This window comes from Vibrio sp. Y176, assembly GCF_033438945.1.
In genome coordinates, this window is record NZ_JAWOQS010000008.1 from 108,149 (window position 1) to 130,789 (window position 22,641).

18 protein-coding genes are annotated in these 22,641 nt (G+C 44.0%); 10 read left to right on the top strand and 8 right to left on the bottom strand.

Annotated elements, in window-relative coordinates:
* Window positions 1-57 precede the first annotated feature (57 nt).
* The gene (locus R7O13_RS18810; protein ID WP_170890281.1) at window positions 58-2,193 is read left to right on the top strand and encodes a TonB-dependent siderophore receptor; all 2,136 of its coding nucleotides are present in this window, start codon (window positions 58-60) and stop codon (window positions 2,191-2,193) included.
* Window positions 2,194-2,284: 91 nt separating this feature from the next.
* Here the strand turns inward: R7O13_RS18810 and R7O13_RS18815 are convergent, their stop codons facing one another.
* Complete coding sequence (locus tag R7O13_RS18815) at window positions 2,285-2,971, bottom strand: response regulator (protein ID WP_167415241.1); 687 nt, start codon at window positions 2,969-2,971, stop codon at window positions 2,285-2,287.
* Window positions 2,968-4,587 (bottom strand): sensor histidine kinase, encoded by a 1,620-nt coding sequence (locus tag R7O13_RS18820; protein WP_318304444.1) that lies wholly within the window; start codon window positions 4,585-4,587, stop codon window positions 2,968-2,970. The genes R7O13_RS18815 and R7O13_RS18820 overlap by 4 nt, the downstream gene beginning before the upstream one ends.
* 476 nt (window positions 4,588-5,063) lie before the next feature.
* Between R7O13_RS18820 and R7O13_RS18825 the strand changes: the two genes are divergently transcribed.
* The 5 genes from R7O13_RS18825 (at window position 5,064) to R7O13_RS18845 (ending at window position 10,158) form a co-directional block, all read left to right on the top strand.
* Window positions 5,064-5,291 carry a hypothetical protein gene (locus R7O13_RS18825; protein ID WP_005377125.1) on the top strand — a complete coding sequence of 76 codons (228 nt, stop codon included), beginning with the start codon at window positions 5,064-5,066 and terminating at the stop codon, window positions 5,289-5,291.
* Between the two features lie 130 nt (window positions 5,292-5,421).
* Window positions 5,422-6,837: a TolC family protein gene (locus R7O13_RS18830; protein ID WP_104975368.1), complete on the top strand. Its 1,416-nt coding sequence runs from the start codon at window positions 5,422-5,424 to the stop codon at window positions 6,835-6,837.
* Between the two features lie 3 nt (window positions 6,838-6,840).
* Window positions 6,841-7,821 (top strand): HlyD family secretion protein, encoded by a 981-nt coding sequence (locus R7O13_RS18835; RefSeq protein ID WP_206949659.1) that lies wholly within the window; start codon window positions 6,841-6,843, stop codon window positions 7,819-7,821.
* A 22-nt stretch (window positions 7,822-7,843) separates the two neighbouring features.
* Window positions 7,844-9,010 (top strand): ABC transporter permease, encoded by a 1,167-nt coding sequence (locus R7O13_RS18840; RefSeq protein ID WP_318304446.1) that lies wholly within the window; start codon window positions 7,844-7,846, stop codon window positions 9,008-9,010.
* The gene (locus tag R7O13_RS18845; protein WP_033906182.1) at window positions 9,007-10,158 is read left to right on the top strand and encodes an ABC transporter permease; all 1,152 of its coding nucleotides are present in this window, start codon (window positions 9,007-9,009) and stop codon (window positions 10,156-10,158) included. The genes R7O13_RS18840 and R7O13_RS18845 overlap by 4 nt, the downstream gene beginning before the upstream one ends.
* 286 nt (window positions 10,159-10,444) lie before the next feature.
* Here R7O13_RS18845 and R7O13_RS18850 read toward each other — a convergent pair whose 3' ends face one another.
* From R7O13_RS18850 to aspT, 6 genes are all read right to left on the bottom strand, one after another.
* Window positions 10,445-11,353 carry a LysR family transcriptional regulator gene (locus tag R7O13_RS18850; RefSeq protein WP_318304448.1) on the bottom strand — a complete coding sequence of 303 codons (909 nt, stop codon included), beginning with the start codon at window positions 11,351-11,353 and terminating at the stop codon, window positions 10,445-10,447.
* Between the two features lie 142 nt (window positions 11,354-11,495).
* Window positions 11,496-11,924 carry a hypothetical protein gene (locus R7O13_RS18855; protein WP_025768103.1) on the bottom strand — a complete coding sequence of 143 codons (429 nt, stop codon included), beginning with the start codon at window positions 11,922-11,924 and terminating at the stop codon, window positions 11,496-11,498.
* A 17-nt stretch (window positions 11,925-11,941) separates the two neighbouring features.
* On the bottom strand, window positions 11,942-13,111 hold the full coding sequence (locus tag R7O13_RS18860) for a patatin-like phospholipase family protein (RefSeq protein ID WP_017634571.1): 1,170 nt from the start codon (window positions 13,109-13,111) through the stop codon (window positions 11,942-11,944).
* Between the two features lie 210 nt (window positions 13,112-13,321).
* The gene (gene pdxY, locus R7O13_RS18865; protein ID WP_318304449.1) at window positions 13,322-14,179 is read right to left on the bottom strand and encodes a pyridoxal kinase PdxY; all 858 of its coding nucleotides are present in this window, start codon (window positions 14,177-14,179) and stop codon (window positions 13,322-13,324) included.
* A gap of 125 nt (window positions 14,180-14,304) precedes the next feature.
* The gene (locus tag R7O13_RS18870) at window positions 14,305-15,900 is read right to left on the bottom strand and encodes a bifunctional aspartate transaminase/aspartate 4-decarboxylase (protein WP_158159685.1); all 1,596 of its coding nucleotides are present in this window, start codon (window positions 15,898-15,900) and stop codon (window positions 14,305-14,307) included.
* Between the two features lie 95 nt (window positions 15,901-15,995).
* Window positions 15,996-17,711 carry an aspartate-alanine antiporter gene (gene aspT / locus R7O13_RS18875; protein ID WP_262606996.1) on the bottom strand — a complete coding sequence of 572 codons (1,716 nt, stop codon included), beginning with the start codon at window positions 17,709-17,711 and terminating at the stop codon, window positions 15,996-15,998.
* 426 nt (window positions 17,712-18,137) lie between these two features.
* Between aspT and R7O13_RS18880 the strand changes: the two genes are divergently transcribed.
* The 4 genes from R7O13_RS18880 (at window position 18,138) to R7O13_RS18895 (ending at window position 22,551) form a co-directional block, all read left to right on the top strand.
* Window positions 18,138-18,350, top strand: coding sequence for a DUF1656 domain-containing protein (locus tag R7O13_RS18880; RefSeq protein WP_005377106.1), 213 nt, complete (start codon window positions 18,138-18,140; stop codon window positions 18,348-18,350).
* 10 nt (window positions 18,351-18,360) lie between these two features.
* Window positions 18,361-19,224, top strand: a complete 864-nt coding sequence (locus R7O13_RS18885; protein ID WP_005377105.1) for an HlyD family secretion protein — start codon at window positions 18,361-18,363, stop codon at window positions 19,222-19,224.
* A 13-nt stretch (window positions 19,225-19,237) separates the two neighbouring features.
* Window positions 19,238-20,593 (top strand): FUSC family protein, encoded by a 1,356-nt coding sequence (locus R7O13_RS18890; protein ID WP_318304452.1) that lies wholly within the window; start codon window positions 19,238-19,240, stop codon window positions 20,591-20,593.
* A 302-nt stretch (window positions 20,594-20,895) separates the two neighbouring features.
* Window positions 20,896-22,551: a hypothetical protein gene (locus tag R7O13_RS18895; protein WP_318304454.1), complete on the top strand. Its 1,656-nt coding sequence runs from the start codon at window positions 20,896-20,898 to the stop codon at window positions 22,549-22,551.
* The last annotated feature ends 90 nt before the right edge of the window (window positions 22,552-22,641 follow it).

The following is a 22,641-nucleotide window of genomic DNA, read 5'->3' on the forward strand; positions in this document are numbered from 1 at the left end:
TAGAATACAAATAACAATCATTATCAATAAATAGAAAAAGTAGTGGAATTTATAAATATGGAAAGTCCGATTCGATTTCATCGTTCAGCGGTTGCTATCGTCGTATCCGCATTGCTCGCTGGCCACGCCAATGCAACTGAGAGCATATCCCAACACGAAACGATTACGGTGCTAGGAGAAACATACCGAAACACCGCAACTAAAACCGTTTTAGAACCGGAGGAAACACCGCAAGCGATCACGGTAATCACTAAAGATGACATGGACCTACGCGGCGTAAACTCGGTGAGCGAAGCATTGCGTTATGCGCCTGGCGTAAATACAGAATTGCGTGGTGGTGCCGTTTCCCGACTTGACCTATTCAATATTCGTGGTTTTATTAACTACACCAACTTTTATGATGGTCTTCCTTTGCTGTACAACGGTTGGAACCTTCAACCGCAGGTCGATTCCGTTGCTCTTGAACAAATCGAGGTTTTTAAAGGGCCAACGTCTGTTCTTTACGGCAATATTCCACCAGGAGGTATGGTCAACATTATCGCCAAGGCGCCTCAGTCAACACCCTCGCACTCTGTCTCGATTAGTACAGGGACTAACAGCCTAAAAGAACTGACGTTCGACACCACAGGACAAATTGGTGATTCTAATGTTGATTACCGTATCGTCGGCCTGGCAAAACAGCGAGATGGTCAAGCCGATACGTCTGAAGACGAACGTTATGTACTCGCCCCATCTTTCAATTGGCAAGCGACAGAAAGCACATTAGTGAACGTGAATGTTTACTATCAAAATGATCCATCAGCAGGTATCTACACGACTGTGCCTGCATCTGGCTCAGTGATTAAAAACCCACTTGGCTCGATGTCACCAAGCACCTATTTGGGGGATGAGGACTGGAACACTTACGAACGCGAAGTTCTGATGATGGGTTACAAAGTCCAACACGACTTTAACAACAATTGGCAATTTCTACAGAATGCCCGCTACATGACCGCCGATGCCTATCAGGAAAACACATATAACGGTGCACTTGAAGCGGATAACCGTACCGTTGGTCGAAATGCCTATTTAACCGATGAAAAGTCCAAATCCTTTGTGATTGACAACCAACTATCGGGCTACGTTAAAACAGGAAATTTTGAACATAACTTATTGTTCGGGCTTGATTATCAGTATCTAGATTCAGATGTAAAATACAAAGACACGCTTGGGTATTCGCTAACTCAGGACATTTTTAATCCTGACCACAACAGCATTGATCGTAATGCACTGAATTTCCAATACAAACAAAACTTGGATATCAAAACGAAGCAGATTGGCGTTTATTTCCAAGATCAAGTTCGTTACGACCAACTTGTAATGATTGCAGGTCTTCGTTGGGATAAATACGATTCAAATACAGACGCCGTTAGCGATTATCTAGGAACAGTATCCAAGAGCAAGGAAGAGTTAGACGATACCAACGTATCTTTCCGAGTCGGTGGTTTGTATGAGCTAGACTTTGGTCTCTCGCCATACCTTACTTACTCGGAAAGTTTTGAGCCAATTGCGGGTGCCGACTCTTCTGGTAAAGCATTTGAGCCATCAACCGGTCATCAATGGGAGTTAGGCTTTAAATACGCCCCATTATCTGGTGATATCTCAGGTAACTTAGCACTCTTCCATATTACGAAGAAAAACGCGATCTTGACCGATCCGAATAATCCTTATGCACCGAACTATCAAGCGGGCGAAGTGGTATCACAAGGTATTGAACTTGAGGCAAAATGGCAAGTTACAGCACAAGCTGATTTCACTCTAGGCTATACATATACCGATATGGAGATTACCGAGGACAGTTATTACAACCAAGAAGGTAAAACGCCGGTTTGGGTACCTGAGCAAACGGCTTCTCTATGGGCAAATTACTTCTTTGAAGGAAATCTTTCAGGCCTTCGTACCAGTGCTGGCGTTCGCTATGTCGGGGAAGCACAAATTGATGCACAGAATAGTCAAAAAGTACCGGACTACACCTTGTTTGATTTAGCAGCAAGTTACGATTTCTCAACGGTATCTGAATCAATGAAAGGGGCTAGCGTCACGCTTTCTGCAAGCAATCTATTCGATAAAGAATACTATTCTTGTTACGACAAAAATAACTGTTGGTTTGGCGCTGAGCGCTCTATCGAAGCGATGTTAGAATACAACTTCTAGCCTCTTAGAACGGAACAGCAGTAATTTGTAAAGCGATGGTTTCTAAAACAAGCCATCGCTTTTTATTTTGCATAGAGCATCAATATAAACGCTACCGTGTCACTTTTTTATAGCACCTTTCTGGCCTACCTACCGACCCATAGTTTAAATCAGCCTCTAGTTCACCAGTACTGATAAGAAACTCAAGATAACGTCTAGCGGTTGTTCGGCTCACTCCGATTTTTTCACCTGCCTCATCAGCGGTCAGCACACTGCCATTTGGGAACAACTCTCTGATCTTGTCTAGGGTTACACCATCAATCCCTTTTGGTAATCGGTTCGGCAAGTTGTCTTGATTGGCGTGAGACTGCAGCATTTTATCAACGAGGTTCTGATCCAAACTCTCTACGATGTCTAGTTGTTGGCGTTGGGACACATACTTTTTCAGTGCGGCATCTAAACGTGGAAACATCACTGGTTTTAACAGGTAATCGACAACGCCACCCCTCATCGCCTGTTGTAACGTATCGACATCCCTTGCGGCTGTAATCAAAATGACATCACACGTTTGGTTACTTGCACGCAGTGTATTTAGTATCTCAAGCCCTGTGCCATCGGGAAGATAGACATCCATCAATAGTAAATCTGGCTTAAGAATGTCGAGTTGCATTTCTGCTTCCATTCTCGTGGTCGCAATTCCAACCACTTCCAAACCTGTCAGTTGGCTTAAGTATTTGTGGTGCAGCTCAGCAATAGCCAGATCATCTTCAATGATCATTACGCGAGTCGCCATACTCATATTTGTTCTTCCTTGGGTAAGTACACCGTTATTCTTGTCCCATAATTTGTATTGGGTATCATCTCAACATGGCCGTGATATCGAATAGCAAGCTGATTGACAAGGTGTAACCCAACACCTCGATTTTGACGAGATTTCGTCGAAACGCCTTTTGTAAATAATGTTTGTGGATCCACTGTTTTTGGGAGGCCACAGCCATGATCTATCACCTCAAGTATCACTTCATTTCCGTAATCGCTAACGGACACATCAATGTTTCTGCGTTCTGACGCAACATTTGATTCATCGCGAATTGAAGTTAACGTGGCATCGAAAGCGTTATCAATCAAATTACCCAAAATTGTGACAAGGTCTTCCGAATTTAGCCACTCAGGTAGGGGCTCCAGACGACTGCCTTCCTCAACCACCAGTTGTAAGCCTAACTCGCGAGCACGTTCAGTTTTTCCAAGCAACATACCTGCAATTAGCGGGTCCTTAACGGTATCTCTTAAAAACTCAATCATTGCTTGATAGTGTGCGGTTTCTTGTCCAATTAACTTTTGCACCGCATCAAGCTCACCCATTTGTACTAGCCCACTAATGGTGTTGAGCTTATTTCGATGCTCATGGGTTTGCGAACGTAACAAATCTGCATATTCCTTGGTTTGTGATAGCTGCTCGGTTAGATCATTAATTTCATCCCTTAAACGGAAACTCGATACCGCCCCCACGATTTTTCCATCAACATAAATTGGAGAGCGATTTGCAATCAGGCGCTTATGATTAAGGAATATTTCAATATCATGATCTTCCTGCCCGCTTTCTAATACTGTATATAGATCGCTATCACGCAGCGTGTCAGTCAAAGGTTTATTGAGCGCTGATTCTCTATCAATACCGAGAATCTGGCAGGCACTACGATTTATCGAGCGAAGTATCCCTTGGGCATCAATGCTTAACACGCCCTCTTTGATGGTGCTCATCGTCACTTCTAATTCGCCGTACAACCGCCCTATCTCTTCAGGCTCAAAGCCTAAAATGGCGCGCTGAAACTTTCTCGACGCATAATTGGATACAATGGCATTAGCGACGACAACTACGATGACCATTAAAATCAAAAAGGCCAAAAATGGTTCGATGCGGTCTTGCAGTCGGTCGAGCAAATAGCCAACCGAAACCACACCAATGATGTTCCCTTGCTCGTCAAAAATCGCAGCTTTACCACGAACTGAATAACCTAACGAGCCCTGTGCCGTCGAAACATAAGACAATCCCCGTTCTAGCGCTCGACGATTGTCGCCACCTCTCATTGGCTTGCCCAACCGCTCATCAACAGGGTGGATTAAGCGTACTCCCTTATGGTCGCCAATAACGATGAATGCAGCACCTATGGCTTCGGTTAATTCTCGAAAGCGAAGTTGGTATGGCTGGGGGTTTTGGGTTTCGATCATTTCACGAACAACCGCTGAGTCCGCTAAAAAACGGGCAACACCCAGTGCTTTTTCTCCCATTTCTTGCTCTTGATTGATTTTGAGATAAGTGAACCCCGCGGCGACAAGCAATAACAGCTCTATCAACCCCGATAGCGTCATAATAATGAGCATCCGCTTACGAAAGCTGATGGTTTTCCAACTCATTGATACATCCTTGTGATTCACTCTTGAGCGTAACGTTAACACTCAGTTAACAGCATGACGTTGTCGCGGTGATAAATCTGTGAGGAAGGCAAACAAACCGCAGAGTTTACGGTTAATTAATCGACGAGCTGAAACATAAAATTACAACCATTCACCAAATTTAGCATTCCTCTCTGATACTCAATTCCATACATAAATTGCCCTTAAAATCATGATCGCGATCACATCGATTTTAGCGGTTTTTGAGGCGTTTTTAGACTTTACAACGTATAATTTTTAATCAACGAAACCAATGAGAGTTTCGGTTTGAAAGCAGTGAAGCTGGAAGTCTATTAAAAGCTCAACATTGACGTCAGTGGTTTGGACACAAATAAAACAAAATACAAATACTGACTATATGACAAACACTTAGACACCATCTGAAAACTGGAAAACTATAAACAGAGGTGCATTTATAGTTAGAAGGAACACCAAACATGGAACGCGATACCTTTGGAATATGCCTGAATAAGGCGATGCTGTCAGAGAATATGTATTCAACATTTACACACGTCAGGGCTTATGAAAAAAACGGAGGCGGTACTTCTGATCTCAAAGTCCTGTTATCGTTCCCTCAAATGAGTGGAAAAGATCTATTGAATACGATGCGAGGTTCTCGTCAGCTAGAGTGGAGAGCGGAGTTTCACTGTCCATATACGAAATAAATTTGTAACATCTCCCGCGCCCAGCACAAATATAACTGGGCGCATACTACTGCCCAATTTTCCCTCCTACTTAACACGCAGTTACGAATCCTTTATATTAGAGCTAATACTCTACGACAAAGCAGCCATTATGAAAAAAACAGGAAAGGTTTGGATACTGGGCTTACTTAGCAGCTCGATTTCCCTTGCCTGTCATGCGGCACCGATCACTTTTGATACCGCATGGCAGCTATTGCTAGAAAACAACTATTCTCTCAAAGCTCAACGCTCAAACGTCGAGAACTACCAATACCAAGAGAGTGCCACCAGCAATCTCAACTTACCTCAGGTTACTATTGGCGCGAATTACACGCGTTTAGATACCGATATCACGCTTTCGGGAAAACAGATCCTAGACAGCACAGGAGCACACATTAACGTACCTCCTGCTTTTCAGCCTATTTTTGGTGCCTTAGCTAATACCACTTCGACCATAACCGAGCGCGATATTTTCTCTTCGTCTATTCGTGCGATTTGGCCAATTTTTACTGGTGGTCGAATTTCTGCGGCTCAATCAGCAGCAGAAGGCAAAACGGATGAGGCGAAAAGTCAGCTTCTAATGGAACAACAAGCGCGTTTTGAAGATTTATCGAAGTACTACTTTTCTGTCGTACTGGCAAAGGAAGTACTCGCAACGCGGCAAGCGGTTGAAGCAGGGCTAAAAAAGCATCGAGATTTTGCCATTAAGCTTGAAGAGCAAGGACAAATCGCGCACGTTGAGCGCCTGCAAGCCGAGGCTTCTTTAGATAAAGCATCTGTAGAAACACGTAAAGCAGCCAGCGATTTGAGTATCGCTCAGGCTGCATTAGGTAAATTACTCGCACAAGATGATGCCGTAGAGCCCGCTGAATCTTTGTTTATCAACGACAGTCTTCCCCCTCTTACTGCTTTTGTCGATCAAACGTTGCTTACCTATCCGGGGTTAGAACTTCTGAGCGCTAAACACAAACAAGCCTCTAGCTTAATCAAAGCAGAAAAAGGGAAATACTACCCTGAAGTTTATCTTTACGGCGACTACAGCTTGTATGAAGACGATTCTCTCGCAAGCCAAATGAAGCCTGACTGGTTAGTTGGTGTTGGTGTCAGCATTCCACTGATTGAATCATCAGGGCGAAGCGAAAAAGTCAAAGCCGCTCAAAGCGTCGTCTCGCAGGTCGACTCATTAAAGTCCCAAGCCAAACAAGACTTATCGCTGTTAGTCCAAAAGACATACTTGGAGGCTCAGCAAGCCATTGATGAAGTACAAGGGCTCGCATCTAGCATTGAACTCGCTAACGAAAATCTGCGCTTGCGTGAAAAAGCATTTACTCAGGGTCTGTCGTCTTCTCTGGATGTTGTGGATGCACAACTTTATGTCGCGAGTATAGAAACACAACGTTCAGCGGCGCGTTTCCGCTATTTAATATCTTTAACCAAGCTACTCGCATTGAGCAGTGAAATGAACAGCTTCGAACAATATCAAAATACCGCTTATATCCCTGCTTCAACATCCAAAGAGGTGAAATAAATCATGGCAGCTAAATCACTAAAACCCGTTTTACTCTCACTTTGTGCTTTGGGTGTTGCCTCTTGGGTTGGGTATCAATTTTACCAAGCCTATCAACCAGAACCGATCCGCTTACAGGGATTAATTGAAGCCCAGCAATACAGCATTTCCTCAAAAGTCCCAGGGCGTATTGATGAGGTCATGGTACGTAAAGGCGACGATGTAGAGAAAGGTCAGCTTATTTTTACCCTTCATAGTCCTGAAATTGAAGCGAAGTTAGAACAAGCAAAAGCAGGTGAAAAAGCGGCGGACGCCTTAGCTCAAGAAGCTGAGAAAGGCGCACGTGAGCAACAAATCCAAGCAGCAAAAGATCAGTGGATGAAAGCCAAAGCCGCTGCGAATTTAATGGAAAAAACCTACAATCGTGTGAATAACCTTTATAACGATGGCGTGGTTGCAGAACAAAAACGCGATGAAGCTTTAACTCAGTGGCAAGCAGCGAAATACACAGAAAGTGCCGCGTTTCAAATGTACGAAATGGCAAAAGAAGGCGCTAGAAGTGAAACCAAAGTGGCTGCGGCGGAAAAAGCGCGCATGGCATCAGGTGCCGTAGCCGAAGTAGAAGCGTATGCGAAAGATACTCAGATCTACAGCTGGTTCGACGGCGAAGTCTCTCAAGTTCTACTTCAAAGTGGTGAATTAGCACCTCAGGGCTTCCCAGTCGTTACTGTGATAGATACAGAAGATGCCTGGGCGACACTGAATGTGCGTGAAGATTACCTTCAACACTTTACAAAAGGAGCAACCTTTGATGCCTATTTGCCTGCCTTAAACAAAAATGTTGAGTTCAAAGTAACGCATGTTGCCGTTATGGGTGACTTTGCAACGTGGAGAGCAACCGATGCTTCTCAAGGTTTTGATCTTCGTACCTTTGAAGTAGAAGCTCGTCCAGCTCAACCCGAACCTGAACTGCGTATGGGAATGAGTGTTGTCGTTGAACTTTAATCACAACCACTAGGTTAATGCTATGACGATTAAGATTTCACAGCGGCATATCTTACGACGAGACAAGTGGTTGCTTTCGTGCCTTACTTGGATACCGATTTTGCTCGCGATGATGATTTGGGGAGTGTTCTCTGCGGGCATTGCCCGGGATCTGCCAATCGGTGTGGTTGATCTACAACATTCCCAACTTTCTCGAAAGCTCATTCAATCTTTGGATGCGTCGTCGAGTCTGGCTGTTAACTATCACTACACCAGTGCAAGCGAAGCAAAAAATGCGATGATTGAAGGCGATATCTACGCTTACGCGGTCATCCCATCTAAGTTCGACCAAGATATTCTCCAGCACCGCCAACCTCAACTTTCTGTCTTTTACAACAGTCAGTACATTTTGGTAGCGAAACTGATCAACTCTGCCGTTGCGCAAGCACAAGGCTATTTCGACGCTCAGGTTGAAGTAATGGGCAACTTGGCTAAGGGTAACACCACAACGTTAGCAGCGGCTGGACAGGCTGTACCCGTGTCGACACAAATAACCGCATTATTTAACCGTAACAATAACTACGCACAATTTTTGGTAACGGCTATCGTGCCAGCCATTTGGCAAATATGTATTGTAGTAAGCACTATTTTGATTCTTGCCGCGCACTTTCGCATTTATGGTGGAAAGAATGGATTTGCATTTTTGGGCGAAAAGCCATACGCCAGGCTCACTACCCTATTAAGTCAGTACATTCCGGTCTTTATGGCGCAAGGTGCGTTGTTCTTGTACTGGTTTTATTCCGTGCTTGATTGGCCAATGGAAGGCAGTTTTGTGGTTATGCTACTAGCACAATTGGCGACGGTTATCGCCTGTATCATTATGGGAGCGTTGTTCTTCTTCTTGTCGATGGATCCTGCACGTGCGATGAGTTTTGCTGGCGCATTTACGGCTCCAAGCTTCGCGTTCATGGGAATTACATTCCCAGTTTCTGACATGAACACACTCGCTTATGCATGGCGTTCATTATTGCCGATTACCCATTACATTGAAGTACAAGTGAGTCAAGCAAGCTATGGAGCATCGGCCGCACAATCTTTAAGCTCGCTATGGCCTATGATTGGTTACGTTGTGCCTCTGCTCATTACCGCTGCCTTGATGGGTAAACATCGAACAGATTCATCAACACGCCAAGCGAAGGAGGCGGTATGACATTGTGGCAACTGATTAAAGCGGAACTCAAGGCCGTTCTAACCAATCCAGTCGTTACGTTGACCGTGTTTGGTGGTGTCGTATTTTACTCGTTTTTATACCCTTTGCCTTATGCACAACAAACGCCTCGTGAACAACCAATCGCGATTGTTAATCTGGATGGTAGTCAGACGAGTTTAAAGCTGGAACGTATGGTTGATGCCACTCCGCAAGTCAACGTAGTCACTCGACTTCATACGATTGCCGATGCAAAGCAAGCATTTTTACAACGAGAGATCACCGGTTTTTTAGTCATACCAGAACACTTTTACAAAGACCTAATGCTAGGTAAAAGCCCGACTCTAGCCTACGCTGCGGACGCCTCGTATTTTCTCGTGTACGGAACCGTGGTAGAAGGATTGGCCCAAGCTGGAGGCACATTAGGGGCCCAAGTGAAAGTCAGTAAAATGGTGATAGATGGTGTGCCCATGAGTATGGCTAGCCATAATTACTCTGCTATTAAGCTTAATATGAAACCAACGTTCAACCCAACCATGGGTTACATCGAATACGTAGTGCCAGCAGTATTTGTTCTGATTTTACAACAAACGTTGATCATGGCGGTTGGATTACAAACGGGAACACAGCGTCATGGTCGTGGCTATTGGTCACAAGTATCAACGGGATCGCTGCTGCTTGTGAGAACGTTAGTATTTGTGGCAATTTATTATTTACTCGGCGCCTATTATTTTGGTTTTAGCTTCGAACGCTTAAACGTAAACCATATCGCCAATGCGGGCGAATTGCTGGCTATGTTGTTCCCGTTCTTTTTAGGTTGTTGCGGACTAGGCTTCTGGCTAGGCTACTTATTACCTCGGCGTGAACTTGTCACCTTAGTCGTCCTAGTGAGCTCTATGCCGCTCATTTTCTTGGCTGGTTTTATTTGGCCGATTGAAGCCATACCTACTCCTTTACTATGGATTGCTGATTTAAGCCCAAGCACTTGGGCGATCAAAGCTTTCTTAGCGCTAAACCAAATGGGGGCAACCTGGCAACAAGTCGCTCCACATTGGACAGCACTTTGGGCACTCACTGTGCTTTGGGGTAGCGTTGCGTACTGGATTGCTAAGCGAAGTAACAAGCCAGTTGTAACAGAGAGCTTGGGGTGACAGCTGACATTTTTTATTACTATAAAAAAAGCCGGGTAACTAAACCCGGCTGAAAATCTGCGTCCTTGCAGCGGACATATGGTAAAAACACTTTTTGCTCTGGGCTTACCCATTGAGCGAGATTAGATTAAGCCAAAAAGTATGGATTCCATACTCTCATATAGAGGGTCATATCCTTCCAATAGACATTAGTCTTCGCTAGAAAGATAACGTTTTTCAGACACAAAAAAACAAGACTCACATTGAGTCTTGTTGTTGATAGGGATGAGCAGGATACATGTCGCCGCTAAGTCATATCACGGATTATTTTCTCTCGGTATTCTGTAACGACCTTCATGATTGAATTTTTTACATCACCGACTTGCTTAGAGGGTTGGCACCATAGGCCAAAACCAAACTTAAAACCTTCCAATAATTCAGAAACTTCCACTGGCTCTATATGATTATTAGAAAACTCCGAATGGGCAAACGTTCTGGGGAGAATCGCCCATCCTAAACCTGCTTCAACCATTTTCACTACTAGGGCCAATTGGTCGACCTCTTCATGGTTCGAACTTACGATGACTTTTTCGCCCATTCCCTCTTCAATAAGAGAACGCAGTACAAATTGTTTGCTATTCCTCAAGGCTGTCAATACTCGATCTGGTGCCATAGAAGCGAGTTCACCACCTTTCTGGACGAAAGGAACAAATTCAAAATGACCTAAAAACGTCGCATCCAGACTATGTATAGCTCGACTATCATGCACATTGACAATACCGAATTGATACTCACCATTCTGTAAACCCTCTTTAATTTCGTTGCGATTACGAACAAGAAAGTTAACTCGCATCATCGGAAAATCTGCTGCTAATTGAATACGAAGCAATACAAGAAAACGGTGTGGTATAGCGCTTGAATAGGCGATACTAACATTCTCTAACCCACCGTAAGCTAGACTTAATGCGACTTTATCGAAAGTACGTGCTTGTTCGATGGTTTGCTTAGCATAGTGGTAAAGAAGATGACCATCTTCTGTCGATTCTACCGAGCGCCCCACTCGCTCAAACAGGTTGACCGCCAGTTGATCTTCAAGATTGGTAATCACCTGCCCTATTGTGGTTCGGTGCTTATTGAGTTTGACCGCCGCCTTACTAAACGAAAGCTGTTCATAAACGGTTACGAACGCGAGAAGTTGTTCAAAACTAAAATTCATAGGTTGTGCTTACTTTTTAGAGTTATCTAATTAAATTACCACAAGATCGTAGAATTGCTACTTGGTAACGGAAACAATCTGCGTTTGAATTCCTTCTCGACGACACAAAAAAACCTACTAGCTTCAGTAGGTTTTCTCTAACTTAGTTGTACTCAACGACACGAGCTAAATAGTTGAATTCTCCTGAGTCACCATGGTAATCGCGGTAGACATCGACACTGAAATATTTAGGTTGATCAGCGTAAATGTGGTCAACGACTTTTTGCTCAAGTGACTCCAACGTTTCACCGACCTGAGAGTACACGAACTGCTTGTTCACTTTTTCCAATTTACGTTTTTTCGCTTCTTTGTGTGACACATAGTTGTTGATCTCTTCCCACTTTCCCACGAACTCGACCGCCACGTAACTCGAGTTCTCGTCAATCATGATAAAGGCTGCACCTTCTTCTTTGATTGCAGACAGTTGCTGCATATCACTATCCACTTTTTGCTGGTCAAGATGGGCTCCACTTTGGGCGAATGCAGTCGCGGAAGCGGTAAGTATCATGAGTGTAAGAACGGCTTTTTTCATTGTATCGTTTTCCTGTATTAAGGGAGTTCAGTTACCCAAAGTTGCCCTTGGGTGGCTTTTTTGAATCCATATTCGTAAATCGTCAGCAAGTAGCGGTGATCGAACATATCTTTCGTTACTTTGGCGTACCTGAAATCTTGATCAATGTAGGTAAACTGCATCTCGATATCGTTGATTTCACTGATGTATTTCATTCGATAGAGATCACCACGAGTTTGCGCTAGCGTAAGGCTTGAGACACTTTTCGATACCAAGTCCAAACCTTTGTCTTTTAGTGGACGATACGGCGCTTTTAACGCACCATTGCGAATCACATCCAACTGAGGCGCTTTTTCTAACCCCAAAGCATCTGAGATTTGTTGATAGTTGAAGTTAGACGGATTAAAGAACACCTGCGCTGCGAGACCGCCATCTACGTGTAACTCCTCAAGTGTTTCTCCATCATGTTCAACATCGATAAATTGTGGAGGGAAAACACCAGGGATCGATGCGCTCGCAGCAAGCACCTTGTAAATAAGTTCAGATTTGTCCGCTAAATCACTGTTCGCAATCGCACCAATATTCCAAATCACCAGTTCGCCTGAATCAAAATGGGTACTGCCAATAAAGAGGCGTTTACCATTGCGGTGTTGCTGCGCCATCGCCTCGATCATGGGCTCAGGGTAAGCGTCTGCGATGAAATCATAGAGGTTCTCACCATCGGTAAACGCGTCCTTAAACAGGGTATTTAAGAAGTTCTTCTTACCCAAAATATTCTTATCATTGATGTTGAGCATGACTTCTTTCATCTTTGGCATCGCATCACCGCCAATGAAAACAAAAGGAGCGATTAGGGCACCCGCACTGACTCCAGTAATGATGGCATAATCTTTTAGCTCCCCCTTTTCCTGTAGCCCCATCAAAACGCCGGCCCCGTATGCACCGTTTACGCCACCACCCGATAAGGCCAAAATATTGAGCTGTTCACCCTCTACTTTGATCGGTGTGGTTTGATTGTGCGCTGAGTAGAGAAAATCCGGCGCTTCATTGGCCCACATTCGAAGTGGCTCATTTGGTGTCGAACTCGCGATCTCGACATCTTTATAGTTGCTTTGAGAAACACGAACATCCAGCGTATGAGGTGAACTACAAGCTACTATCAGCAGCGAAAGTGCAACCGTCACACCAGAGGAAATTAAACGATTCATAATCAGTCTCATTTAATGTTCTCTGGCGTATGACCAGAGACTCAGTTTGAAGTTAATTGGGTCAAAATGAAGTCCGTTTCGTTGTTTGGAGTTACTATAGCTAGGCACGGCTAAACCCCATAATCGCGATTGTAGGATGCTATCCATCAAAGCAATTATGCCAAGTTTCTATATGCTAACTTTACGCTTCTCCGTTAATTAGGTACTGCGCTAAGCAATTTTCACGACGTTGAACTCATGCGTCGGTTCGACAAATTCGTATTGGGCATTGATCGTCTGTAGCTCCCATGTGCCATAGCCTTTTGTGATCTCCAATACACCGTAAACGGCGTTATGTGTATGACGAAAGGCTGCGACAGGAGACATCTTCTTCACCAAACAAGAGGTGAAAATCGCAGAAATTAAATCACCGACTCCGACTGGCTGCATAGCAAATTCAACACTAGGTCGTTGGGCCAAATAGCTTGCTTTCGGCGTCGCTAAAATCATACTGAAGGCGTCATCTGTTAGTGCATGCAGGTGTTTCACCAATACCATTTTCGGTCCCAGCTCTAGGGCTTTTTTACATGCAGTGACCGCATCATAAAGAGAGTCAATTTTCACACCTGTTAACTCGCTCAGTTCAAACTGGTTAGGAACAATCACATCAGCGATGGGCAACAAGCTATGGCTTATCGCTTCTTTGACACCGTCTGCCACAATGCAACCTTTGTCTGGATCACCCATAACTGGGTCACACACATAAAGCGCCCTGTGGTTACGCGATTTGACTAAACTTACCGCTTCGGCCACCGCTCGACATTGCTCTGCGCTGCCTTGATAACCGGACAGTATCGCGCCACATTCGCCTAACTTCTCAATGTTATCTAAGCCTCTCATTAGAGAATGAATTTCATCTGCCCCAAACTTCTGTCCAGTCCAACCTTGCTGGTACTGAGTGTGATTTGAAAACTGAACCGTGTGAATTGGCCAGACTTCGAGGCCCATTCTCTGCATCGGGAAGACGGCAGAACTGTTTCCTGCGTGGCCATAAACCACATGAGATTGAATAGAAATAATGCTTTTCATAAGTCACTCTTAATTGAGAAGTTTGTTAGCTTGGCGACTAAATAAACACAATATCGCGCACTGTGCTTATTTGGTCGGAATAGCCTCGACAACGCCGAGGCTTATTCTTAATCAGGTTGGATTCATTAGCCTTGGAACTCAGCGAAGTACTCATCCAACACTTTGCGCGTTGCACGACCGATAAGCTCGTATTCGTGATGAGTAAGGTTTGCTAACGAAACTCGAACTGATGCGTGTACTACATCGAAGCCTTGGCCTGGAAGTAGGATAACGCCGGTTTCATGTGCAAGACGGAACAGGAAGTCTTTGCCCTTCTCGCTCGCTTTGAACCATTCAACGAAGGCTGGTCCGTACAATTTGCCGCCCAAAGTGTCGAGCTCAAGCAGTGTGTAGTAGTCCACACGATCTTTGTTTTCTTCAATTTCTACACCCATGTTTTTGTACAGAGTTTTGTAACGCTCGCGAATGATGCGTTTACATGCTTCTTTGTAGTTTTTCTCTGAGTCCATCAGACAATTCAATGAGAACAGCGCCATTTGAACTTGTTGAGGAAGCGACAAACCTGCTGTGTGGTTAAGCGCTACGCTACGGCTGTCGGCAACGATACGGTCAATAAACTTGATCTCACGAGGTTCCGGAGTCAGCGTTTTGTAACGATCGTCCAACTCAAGTTGACGCACTTCAGGAAGGCTACGCATTGCATCGTCAAACACGTTGTTGTGTTGAATCGCAATCGAGCCTAAACGCCAGCCTGTTGCACCGAAGTACTTAGAGAACGAATACACACAAAGCGTGTTGTATGGCAGTTTTGCAAACAGTGAGACAAAGTCGTCCGCAAATGTGCCGTATACATCGTCAGTCACAATGAACAGGTCGCTACGTTCGTTGTTCACAAAATTTGATAGGTTATCCAGAGTCTCATCCGAGAACTTCACAGACGCTGGGTTTGCCGGGTTAACAACACAAAGCAGTTTGATGCCTGTATCTGCAAGCTTTTCGATTTCAGACATCGGCAGTTGCCATGTTGTCTCATCCAGACGTAGTTCAACGATTTCCAGTTCGTATTCACTCAGTTCTGGAATCTCTAGGTAAGGCGTAAAGATTGGAGTGATTAGCGCAACCTTGTCACCTTTCTTCAATAGACCGTTGTTGAACATAGTTTGGAAGGTGTACGTCATAGACGCCGTGCCGCCTTCCGTTGCAAACAGATCGAAGTCTGTTGTCATTGGCATTGGGCCATACATCTCTTCTGCAATGTATTGCTTCACAACGGTTTCGATGTTCGTCAACATACGTGGTGGCACTGGGTAGTTACATGCAAGGTATGCGTTAACCAGTTCATTCAAGAATGCTTGTTTCTCTAGACCCAAACGGTCTTTTGCGTAGCTCAGCGACTTTTCCAAGAACTGTACGCCTTGGTCTTGTTTATTCTTGCTTGCAAACGTATCGAAGCGTTCAACAATGCCCACACCATCTGGAATGCCACCGAAACCACCATCTAGGTATGAATAAGTGCGCTCGGCTTCCAATATTGCGAACTCACCCAAACGAATGAACGCTTTACGTGGTAGTGTCGCAAGAAAATTAGGATTACCACGACCTGCATCTAATAACGCGCGGTCAGGAACAGTTTGTGCCACTTCAATTAGTTTATCTTTTAATTCAAATGGGCTTAAATCTGCAAATTTTGAAAAATCAATTGTTGTGTTTTGCGTAGTCATAATATTTACCTGAATCTATTATTTAGTAAAATTTGGATAATACTTCCCCTACCGCCTATTTAATTAGGCGATAAGCGTGTTCGAATTTATTTAAATTACATGCCTGCGTTTAAAGTAATAATGCCGACAATAATTGGACCCCATAGGGTAAGCAGTACATTGGCGACTGCATAAGTCACAGTGAATGAGAATACTGGCGTTGCGTTACCTGTTTTTTCCATTAAAGCCGCGAATGCTGGGTTCGCACTTCGTCCACCTGTCACACAGCCAAGTGCTTCAACCGGGTTCTTAATCTTCAATACAAAATATGAGAAGAAGAACGAAATAATCTGAGGGATAATCGTTACACCCATGCCAAGGAACAACAGAGACATACCGTGTTCTTTGATGGTGTCGACCGCTTGAGGGCCAGCCTCAAGGCCAACAATGCCTACAAATGCTGCCAAACCGAAATCTCGAATAAAGTTCGCGGCACCCACAGGAAACTGAGCAACATGCGGATTGTGGCTACGCAACCAACCCACAATCAAACCTGAGATCAAACAACCTGCACCAGAACCGATAGTGACGGGAATACCAGCAATCTTAAAACTGATTAGACCAATTAATAGGCCCACCACCATGCCCATACCAAGCACGATTAAGTCAGTCACGTTTGCTGAGCCCATTCGCTGACCAATGTTTTTCTCAACGCGATTGATATCTTTTGCGGTACCTGTAAGCTGGATGACGTCGTTTTTCTTCACCACAAGATCCGGCGTCATTTCAATTGAGTTGCCTTCACGAATATAGTCTGTCACATAAATACCGCGCATAGAGCCTTGGTTCGAAGCCTCTTTAATCTCTTGCAGCGACTTACCAATCAGTTTGCGGTTGTCTGCGATCAGTTGACGGTTTTCTTCAATAACTTCATAGCCTTCTGGAAGTGCAATCTCGTTGTCAGCCAAACCATCTTGCAGCTGATGTACTGCATTACGGCGACCTGTTACAACAATGACATCCCCTTCTTTCAGTGCTGTGAATTTGTCCACGTCTAGCACTTTGCCATCGCGTTGAATCAATTCAATACAAGCAGCCAGAGCGTGTTGGTTTAACTGAGCTAAGGTTTTGCCTGCTAGCCCACCATCTTTGCTCACTTTAAATGCTCGTGTAACCAGCGCTGTGATAGCGTTGAACTCACCCGGCGCTAAATCACGCTTACCATTTGAATTTTTCTCTTCTAGCGCAATCGCTTCTGCTCGGATATCCCACTTCATCAGTGTTGGGAATACCCATGTCACCATCAGAATTGGACCAAGCGAACCAAAGATGTACGTAACCGCGTAGCCTACTGCGACGTTGGTCTGCATTAGGTGCTTCGCTTCTTCTGTCACACCACCAAGACGTGCGATCGCATCACCCGCTGTACCGATGATTGCCGATTGAGTCAAACCACCAGCTGCAAGGCCTGCTGCCGTACCTCTGTCTAGATCAAACATCCAAGCTGCTGCTAGTACACAAAGCAGGCCAGAAACCGTCATCACTACAGCAGAAAGTAGAATGTTGATGGTTCTAAAGTTCAATGCTTTAAAGAACTGCGCACCACCTTGATACCCTACTGCGTAAATAAAGAGCGCAAAGAAAATGCTTTTTACGCCGGGATCAATATGAACACCAAATTGCCCAATAATTACACCCATTAATAATGTTCCCGCAACACCGCCAAGAACAAATCGACCAATGGTAATTTTACCTACCATATAACCGAGAGAGAGCGTAATAAAGAGAGCAACAAATGGTGCCATGTCAAAAAGGTTAGAAATAATTTCCATGACAATTTTACTCTTACTAATAAATATAAAACTCAAATAATCTAACGAATAATCTGTCACTCATATTTGTTGGATTATTTAATTTAAAAAGCATCTCGTTTGCTTCGAAGCGAATATTAGAAACAAAACCTCACAACTCGTAATCCCATTTGAAGGATGAAACCATCACTTCGCATATTCAAACGCAAACATTGAACAATAATTGTCGAAAATTTAATAACTTAGTGGTCTGAAATGAACATCAAATAAATTGGAAAATAAATTTATTTTTATTTTCACTGTCCAAAAAGCTACTTTGTTGCGCTATTCCCTCTATATAGCGCATGACACCTTTCTCTTGATGGATTAGATCCTACAAAAGCGATTATCACTGATGCCATCACTTGCCTTATCTTTACATTCATCAAGTTAATAGAGAAAAACACCATGAACTCAATGCCACATGAACTTGTGTGGGGCGAAGTTTACTTCCCTCCCTTGTTGCTGGTTATTGCATTGGCTTACATGCTCACCATTTTGGTTGGAACCGTTGCAACAAAACTGGGACTCCACAAATACGTTGCATTTCCTGCGCTCGCTGAGCTAAGCCTAATTGTGATTTTTACTGGCGTTATTGGTCGATTCATTACCATATTTTGAGGCAAATTCCGTGATAAAACGTTATCTCATCACACTGCTATTACTGTGTTCCGCTGGCACCGTGATTTTCAGTTACTACCAATCATACTCTGACAACCCTTGGACTAGGGATGGCCAAGTTAGCGCGCACATCGTTTCTATAACCCCCCGCGTAACAGGACAAATCATCCAAGTCTACGTTGAAGACAATTCGCAAGTGAAACAAGGCGATTTGCTGTTTGAGATTGACCCAAGCATCTATAAAGCGGCGTACCACAAAGCGCTAGCAGCTCAAAAGCAAGCCATTGCATTACTAGCAAAGGCCAAAAATGAAGAGCAGCGAGCACTTAAGTTAGAAAAGCGCACACCTGGCGCCGTACCTGTACTGACATTGAATAACCTAGACAATGCAGTGGAGACAGCCGTTGCCAACGTAGAACTCGCGAAAGCCAATGTTGAAGAAGCCAAGCTAAACCTTGATTACACAAAAGTTTATGCGCCAACGAATGGTTATATCACTAATTTGAACTTACGCGTCGGCTCTCAAGTCGTCGCTAACTCCCCAGTCGTGGCTTTAATTGATGAAGACAGCTTTTGGATCGAAGGATATTTCAAAGAAACGGATTTAGTTGGCGTTGATCCACAAGATAAAGCTTACGTGACCTTAATGATGCACAATGAAGCTGTGTTGGAAGGAAAAATCAAAAGCATTGGCTACGGCATTGCGAAACAAGATGGTAGTACTGGTAACGATCTTTTGCCCAATGTGAACCCTAACTTTCAGTGGATACGCTTAGCTCAACGCATTCCAATTAAAGTTAAATTAGATCACTTACCGAAAGATTTTCAACTACGTGTTGGTATGACGGCCTCTATCAAAATCATCAAACAATAATGCGGTGGAATGTATGTTTAATGCCTCAACCAAAGAAGCAATCAAAGCTGCGCTGTCTATCGTTATCGCGATCTGCCTTGCCTTATGGTTTCAATGGGAGAAACCGTATTGGGCAGCGATCGCAGTCGCGGTAATGGCATTAAATGAAAGCTTCGCTCACTCGATAAACAAAGGTCATAATCGCTTATTAGGAACCCTCCTTGGCATCGGTTATGCCTTTTTCCTCATCACGACGTTTTCTCAAGTTCGCTTTTTGTTTCTCACCTTCTTCACCTTGTTTTTAGGTGCGTGCATTTTTATGTCGAGCGACGAAAAGTATGGTTATGTGTTCTCTATCGGTTTTGCTGTGTGCTCCATCATCGCATGTATGGGAGGATTTGATAGTCAAGCAACGTTCCACTTCGCTGTTCTTCGCATACAAGAGACGATTCTTGGTGTGATCACGTTTTCTGTTGTGTACCGATTAGTCTGGCCAGTCAGTACAGAACAAAACTTCATTCAACGTTTTGAGGCCAGCAGAGAGGCGATGCTTAACGCTATGAAATCGCCCAATGATATAGATATTGAAGCTCTTGAGACCAACACCGCCAACATAGAAAAGTTATTCCAACTGGTCGGCTTACCACTTACTGGCAGCTACCACTTGAAAGAACATCGTCAGCTATGGCGTGCGCGTTTAAATGAGATGGCACAAATCCAAGACCGATTGCTAGAACAAGCAGATAAATCGCAAAGTCGTGAGATCGATTGGCCAACGCTAACGCAGCAACTTCAAAGCTTTGATATTAAAAATCCAAGTACGTCGCTCATTGGTCACGTTGCTTATGTTATGCAAAGAGAGAAAAACACGGTTTGGCATCACGAGCATCGGACCTTCATCCAGCATTTGAATGAAGACGGCAGAAAGGTACTGCAAGGTGTCTCCATGTTCGTGACGTCGCTGTTGATCTGGATTTATCTTCCTGTGCCCGGAGGTTTCATTTTTCCGATGCTAGCAGGCGTGTTCTCTTCAATCGTTCCTACTATGCCACCAAGCATTATTAAAGATGCATTTTTTGGTGTGATAGGCACTGGCACGGTGATTCTATTGCAATACATTTTCCTAATGCCAATGATGACCGAGCTTTGGCAGCTTGGGCTATTCTACTTCATCAACATCATCGTGATTTGGAAGGTATTTTCCACACCAAAGCTGATGGTACACAGAATTCTAGGTATTAACTTATTGGTTGTCTTGACATCAGGAGCGCTCAATTTAACCCCAGCGTATCGAATTGAAACGCCCTTGCTGATGCTGGTAAACATTATGATTATTTTGATGATTGCCAAGTTGTTTACTGATCTGTTTCGTGTTCGCGTTACGGTCTAAGCGTCACCTCCGTTCTTGAAACTAAAGCCCTGCATTGCTTCTGCTCTGCGGGGCTGTTTGTTTGTGAGCTAGCCATTATTCCTCCGTAACCCATAAAGCGAGGATAGTATCCATCAAAAGCGATTAACGGTATTTCTCTTCACCTCATAAAATCCTCTCATTGATTCACGAAATGCAATCGAAAACTCTGCATTCACAACGTCAATCACAGCAAACACATCTATTTAACTGAACAAGAAGTTCAGTGACACATTAACTGTCTGAGTCTCGAAGGTTTGAGACTATTCAGAGTGGAAACTGTCATGAGTTTTTTTGAATTACGCGCCGGCAAGACGTCTTCTCTTACTGTGCTCGCGAGCGCACTAATGCTTACTACCCCCACTTTTGGCTTCGCCGCTGAAGAGACGACGACCTACAACGAAGTAATCGAGCAAGGCCGAGCACTGTTCGACAAATACGGTATCAGTCATGATTTACCAAAACTGGCCATCAGCTCTCTAGTTCAAGGCGAGCATTTGGTCGAGCATGCCCACCGAAGTGTTAAAATCGGTGATAGCGTTCGCGATTCGTCCGTCTACTTGGTTAAGAACACCGATAACAAAGGCAACATTGATCTGCGTATCAAGTACAACCCTGAACAACTCGATGAAAATGAAAAAGTACTTGATGAGATCGAAGCTTTCACACGAACAGAATACCGCCTTCGAAACTACGCGGAGAGTTTTGATCCGTCATCAGTAAGAGCCAAAGAGGATCAGAATGGTAATGTGATCATCAGTTTTAATTACTCAAAATACGGTCTTCCTCAAGATATCGCCTACTTTCGCTTTTTAAGCGTTGATATTGAGTTGGTTAATGGTGAACCGAAACGTATGGTCATTACCAACGATAAACCGTTCACACATCACAACTACCAAGTGGATTCTTACGATCAAGAGATCCTCTTCCAGAAATTAACATCAGGCAAAATTGCGATTGCCAGTAAAAACACCAAGATAGTTGGTTCAAAGAAAAATAAACCCCTCGAAATGAAGAGCAGCGTAAAACCGGTAGCGATTTATGAAGATAAGCTTGGCGTGCAAGTACTAGACGAAAAACGCTTGAATGAGGTCTCTGATCCACGCATGCAAGAAGCCAGTGTTAAGCTAGACCGAGTTTTTCCTTTAATGGGTGATATGGTTCGTCGTCAAGGTATCGATTTGCCTCTGCCGTTTGGTGTGTCGCTAGCGTATCGAAATCAAGATATGAATATTCCATTTAATGATTTCACGATTGAAGGCATCGGCCTTAATGAACTGTTTGATCCAGAAGACAGTGTCGGCATCGTGAGTGCTGAGAGCATGACGCTTCGTGGCGATGTAAACATCCTGCCATTTTGGAATGTATTTGGTTACATCGGAAAAGTTAATGTCGATGCCAATGTTGATGCCGCCTACACGGGTGAAGGTGGCCAGTACATAAAAGATAAGCTGAACGATAAACTGCCAGGATTAGGTGATAAGTTTTGCGATGGTTTATCTGCACTTTGTAGTCGTGGACGCTTAGACGTGCCGCTGCATTTGGAATATGACCTTCGTGGTATAGGTACAACCCTTTCGGTTGGCTATAAAGAGTTCTTTGCTTCTGTCACTGGTACCTATTCGCAAACTCGCTTAAAGGGCTTAGATGATTGGGGCGATGGTATTGTTACTGTACAGCCGATGTTGGGTTATCAACTTGTCGATTATCGCACGCAGTTCTTTGTCGGAGCAGAATATCAAGGACTGGACGCTCGAATGGACGGGCATGTAAAAAGCGGTGATATCGAATTCGATTACGACATTGGTGTAGATCTTAATCAATGGGCGTTTTTGACTGGTTTCAATAAGCAAATCGGCAAAAACTACAACCTGACCTTTCTCTATAACAAAGGGGAAACTCGAGAGTCAGTAACCTTAAATCTTGGTTACCGTTTCTAGCTCTCATAAAGAGCCCGCCCTTATACGATGGTAGGACTGCATCCTACAAAGGCGATTACTGAAACTGTCGCCGATGTCCTACCATTTGAG

Excerpts from the sequence above, each read along its gene's own strand:
- aspT (WP_262606996.1), bottom strand. The coding sequence starts at position 17,711 with ATGGAAATTATTTCTAACCTTTTTGACATGGCACCATTTGTTGCTCTC.
- R7O13_RS18890 (WP_318304452.1), top strand. The coding sequence starts at position 19,238 with ATGTTTAATGCCTCAACCAAAGAAGCAATCAAAGCTGCGCTGTCTATC.
- R7O13_RS18895 (WP_318304454.1), top strand. The coding sequence starts at position 20,896 with ATGAGTTTTTTTGAATTACGCGCCGGCAAGACGTCTTCTCTTACTGTG.
- R7O13_RS18815 (WP_167415241.1), bottom strand. The coding sequence starts at position 2,971 with ATGAGTATGGCGACTCGCGTAATGATCATTGAAGATGATCTGGCTATT.
- R7O13_RS18825 (WP_005377125.1), top strand. The coding sequence starts at position 5,064 with ATGGAACGCGATACCTTTGGAATATGCCTGAATAAGGCGATGCTGTCA.
- R7O13_RS18880 (WP_005377106.1), top strand. The coding sequence starts at position 18,138 with ATGAACTCAATGCCACATGAACTTGTGTGGGGCGAAGTTTACTTCCCT.
- R7O13_RS18860 (WP_017634571.1), bottom strand. The coding sequence starts at position 13,111 with ATGAATCGTTTAATTTCCTCTGGTGTGACGGTTGCACTTTCGCTGCTG.
- R7O13_RS18835 (WP_206949659.1), top strand. The coding sequence starts at position 6,841 with ATGGCAGCTAAATCACTAAAACCCGTTTTACTCTCACTTTGTGCTTTG.
- R7O13_RS18820 (WP_318304444.1), bottom strand. The coding sequence starts at position 4,587 with ATGAGTTGGAAAACCATCAGCTTTCGTAAGCGGATGCTCATTATTATG.
- R7O13_RS18870 (WP_158159685.1), bottom strand. The coding sequence starts at position 15,900 with ATGACTACGCAAAACACAACAATTGATTTTTCAAAATTTGCAGATTTA.
- R7O13_RS18850 (WP_318304448.1), bottom strand. The coding sequence starts at position 11,353 with ATGAATTTTAGTTTTGAACAACTTCTCGCGTTCGTAACCGTTTATGAA.
- R7O13_RS18810 (WP_170890281.1), top strand. The coding sequence starts at position 58 with ATGGAAAGTCCGATTCGATTTCATCGTTCAGCGGTTGCTATCGTCGTA.
- R7O13_RS18855 (WP_025768103.1), bottom strand. The coding sequence starts at position 11,924 with ATGAAAAAAGCCGTTCTTACACTCATGATACTTACCGCTTCCGCGACT.
- R7O13_RS18840 (WP_318304446.1), top strand. The coding sequence starts at position 7,844 with ATGACGATTAAGATTTCACAGCGGCATATCTTACGACGAGACAAGTGG.
- R7O13_RS18830 (WP_104975368.1), top strand. The coding sequence starts at position 5,422 with ATGAAAAAAACAGGAAAGGTTTGGATACTGGGCTTACTTAGCAGCTCG.
- R7O13_RS18845 (WP_033906182.1), top strand. The coding sequence starts at position 9,007 with ATGACATTGTGGCAACTGATTAAAGCGGAACTCAAGGCCGTTCTAACC.
- pdxY (WP_318304449.1), bottom strand. The coding sequence starts at position 14,179 with ATGAAAAGCATTATTTCTATTCAATCTCATGTGGTTTATGGCCACGCA.